Annotated in this window: 4 protein-coding genes; all 4 read right to left on the bottom strand. The window is 73.0% G+C overall.

The genetic code is table 11. The annotated features are described in order from the left end of the window. Positions 1–35: 35 nt before the first annotated feature. Positions 36–695 carry a zinc ribbon domain-containing protein gene (locus tag ACFXPX_RS43660; RefSeq protein WP_375890961.1) on the bottom strand — a complete coding sequence of 220 codons (660 nt, stop codon included), beginning with the start codon at positions 693–695 and terminating at the stop codon, positions 36–38. Positions 696–791: 96 nt separating this feature from the next. Further along, the gene (locus tag ACFXPX_RS43655) at positions 792–1,082 is read right to left on the bottom strand and encodes a hypothetical protein (RefSeq protein ID WP_380645100.1); all 291 of its coding nucleotides are present in this window, start codon (positions 1,080–1,082) and stop codon (positions 792–794) included. Positions 1,083–1,193: 111 nt separating this feature from the next. After that, positions 1,194–2,210 carry a signal peptidase I gene (lepB, locus tag ACFXPX_RS43650; protein ID WP_380645098.1) on the bottom strand — a complete coding sequence of 339 codons (1,017 nt, stop codon included), beginning with the start codon at positions 2,208–2,210 and terminating at the stop codon, positions 1,194–1,196. A 66-nt stretch (positions 2,211–2,276) separates the two neighbouring features. Then, the gene (locus ACFXPX_RS43645; RefSeq protein ID WP_375890955.1) at positions 2,277–2,873 is read right to left on the bottom strand and encodes a helix-turn-helix domain-containing protein; all 597 of its coding nucleotides are present in this window, start codon (positions 2,871–2,873) and stop codon (positions 2,277–2,279) included. Positions 2,874–3,017: the final 144 nt, after the last annotated feature.

Below are 3,017 nucleotides of genomic sequence, written 5' to 3'. Positions count from 1 at the left end.
CCGCGGGCGCCCCGTCGCGTCGACCTACCGGCCGCTCAGCGCCTCGCCCCGCAGGACGGGCAGAACGCCGCCCCGTCGGGCACGTCCTTGTGGCACTGCCCGCACTGGACGGGCTGCGCCAGCTTGAACCCGCAGCCGGGGCAGAACGGCGTGCCGTGGGTCTCCGTCTGGCACTGCGGGCAGACCAGTTGGCGCGGCGTCCGCACGTCGTACTCCGCGCCGGACTGCTGGCCGACCTGGTAGGCCCGGTCCGAGACCATGTCGTTGAGGCCGCGCCGCTGGGCCGCGGCCGCCTCGGCGGCGGTGTCCGGGGCGCAGTCGAAGCACAGGCCCTGCTCCGGGTTGAAGCAGCGGCCGCAGACGTAGCGGGTGCAGCGGGCACAACGGTTGAAGTGCGACTGGGCGTTGTCGATCGCGCGCTGGAACGCGGCGTCCCGCGAGGTGCCCCAGGTCTGGCCGGCCAGGCCGTCCGCGGCGTTGCTGATCGTGTTGGCGTTGCCGCCGATGAGGTTCCACGCCGCACTGACGCCCTTGCCCAGCCAGCCCGCCACCTGACCGGTGGTGAACCGCTCGAACGGCGAGCGCCAGGTGTCGGAGCAGCGGTAGCAGGAGAACTCGAACTGGAAGCCCGCGCCCGTCCCGTACTGCTCGCACAGGTCGCGGTAGTTGTTGTTGAAGTAGATCTCGGAACTCACGTCGTCCCCGGTTGCTGAAAGTGGCCTAGTCGGCGTTCGCTCCCAGGGACGACAGGGGTCCTCGAACGGTTCCGCCAAGAACTCCTGACACTCTCTTCACAACCCGGAGACCGGGAGCAGCCGTACCCGGTCGGGTTCGAACGGCCGCCAGTCGGCGGGCAGTCCGCTGCGGCCGACCCGCAGCCGGCACCAGTTCCGCCCGGTCGGGTCCTGCCACCAGCCGCTGATCCGGCCGGGCGCCCAGTGGCCGTCACCGAGGTCGACCTCGACCGGCTGGTACACCCACCGGACCTCCCGGTCCGTCGGCGGCACGGGCACCTCGGTGGGCGCCGCGGGCACCGCGGACGACACGGCGGGCGCCGCGGGCCCGTTCGAACGCTCCACCACGGTTCCGCCTCCGATCCGACCGGTGCGACCGCGCCCGACGCCGCGGCCCGTCGCCGGAACTCTACAGCCGTGTAGAACACGGCGGGCGGAGTTCCGGCGGAGCGGTACCGCTCAGCGTCCGGTGCGCCGCGCCCGCCGGCGCCGCCACAGCGCGATCGGCACGACGCCCGCGAGGGCGAGCACCGCCGGCGCCGGGGGCGCCTCCACCGGGCTGCCCGCGGCCCGGGAGGGCACCTTGTCGAAGGTGTCCGGGACGGGCAGGGTGGACCAGTCGGAGATCGGCCACGCCACCACGAACGCCCGGCCGACCACGTTGTCCACCGGCACGAAGCCGTCCCCGGTGAGGTTCTGGTGCGGGCGGGAGTCCCGGGAGTTGTTCCGGTGGTCTCCCATCACCCAGAGCTTGCCCTTGGGCACGGTGACGGTGCCGACCGGGTCGTTGTCGCAGGGCGTCGCCCCGGGGAAGAGGTACGGCTCGACCAGCGCGACGCCGTTCACCTTCACCGGGCTGCCCGCGTTGCACTCGACGGTGTCGCCGCCGACCGCGATGACCCGCTTGATCAGGTCCTTCTCGTCCGCCGAGGGCATCAGGCCGACGGTGCTCAGCGCCTTCTGGACGGTGCCCATGACGCCGCCGGAGCTGGTCGTGGGGGTGTCCTCCAGCCAGCCGCCCGGGTCGCGGAAGACCACCACCTCGCCGCGCTCCGGCTCGGCGCCGAACCACGGGGTGAGCTTGTCGACCAGCACCCGGTCGCCGATCTGCAGGGTGTTCTCCATCGAACCGGAGGGGATCGAGAAGGCCTGCACGAAGAAGGTCTTGATGCCGAGCGAGAGCAGCAGGGCGATCACCAGCAGGATCGGCAGCTCCTGCCAGAACGGGCGCTTCTTGCGCGCGGGCTTCGCACCGGCCGCGGTGGACTTCTCCGGTCCGGCGGCCCGCCCGGCTTCCGGCTCCGGCGGCTCCTCCGTCCCGGCTCCGGAACGGGTTCCGGGGGCGGCGCCCGGCCCGGTGGCGGGCCCGGCACCGGGGCCTGCGCCGGGGCCGGTGCCGGCCCCCTCCGGCGCGGTCCCCGGCCTCTGCTCGGTTCCGCCGCTCTCACCGGACTCCGTGCTCTGCTGCACACTCATGTAATCGGCCCCTCCCGACGGCCTGCGGGGGAGCCCGAAGCGGAGACCCCCTGTCAGGGAACGAACCTACCGAACAGAGGTTCCCGGTCGCGCCCTGATGTGGATGCGTTCGCCCTGCGGGCCGAACAGGCTGAGGAACTCCACCGGCTGCGAACCGGCGTTGCCGAAGCCGTGCGGGGTCCGGGTGTCGAACTCGGCGGCCTCACCGGCGGTCAGTTCCAGGTCGTGCGGGCCGAGCACCAGCCGCAGCCTCCCGGACAGCACGTACAGCCACTCGTAGCCCTCGTGGACCTTCAACTCCAGCTCCGGCCCGGCGTTCCGGCCCGGCGGCACGATGTGCTTGTACGCGTGCAGACCACCGAGGTGGCGGGTGAGCGGGACGACGGTCTGGCCGTTCCTGGTCACCGGGCGCGGGTGGATCCTCGGGTCCCCGGTGGCCGGGGCACCGACCAGTTCGTCCAGCGGCACCCGGTACTCCCGGGCCAGCGGCAGCAGCAGCTCCAGGGTCGGCTTGCGCTGCCCGGACTCCAGACGGGACAGCGTGCTGAGCGAGATCCCGGTCGCCGCGGCCAGCTTGGCGAGCGTGGTGCCGCGCTCCCTGCGCAGGGCCCGCAACCGCGGGCCCACCGTGGTGAGGACGTTCTCGAACTCTTCGTCGGCCATGCCTGCTATTCGCCGGGACGGCAAGGGTGCTTGTCAATCCGGCACACCGGTGACGGCCCGTCCCCACCTGCCGAGGGGGCCGGGGGGGGGGGGGCGGCCCCCCCCCCCCCCCCCCCGGGCGGGTTAAAAAAAAAAAACCCCCCC

The organism is Kitasatospora sp. NPDC059146, from assembly GCF_042786665.1.
GTDB lineage: Bacteria > Actinomycetota > Actinomycetes > Streptomycetales > Streptomycetaceae > Kitasatospora.
The sequence above is the reverse complement of the archived record's forward strand: the minus strand, read 5'-3'. Positions and strand labels throughout refer to the sequence as shown.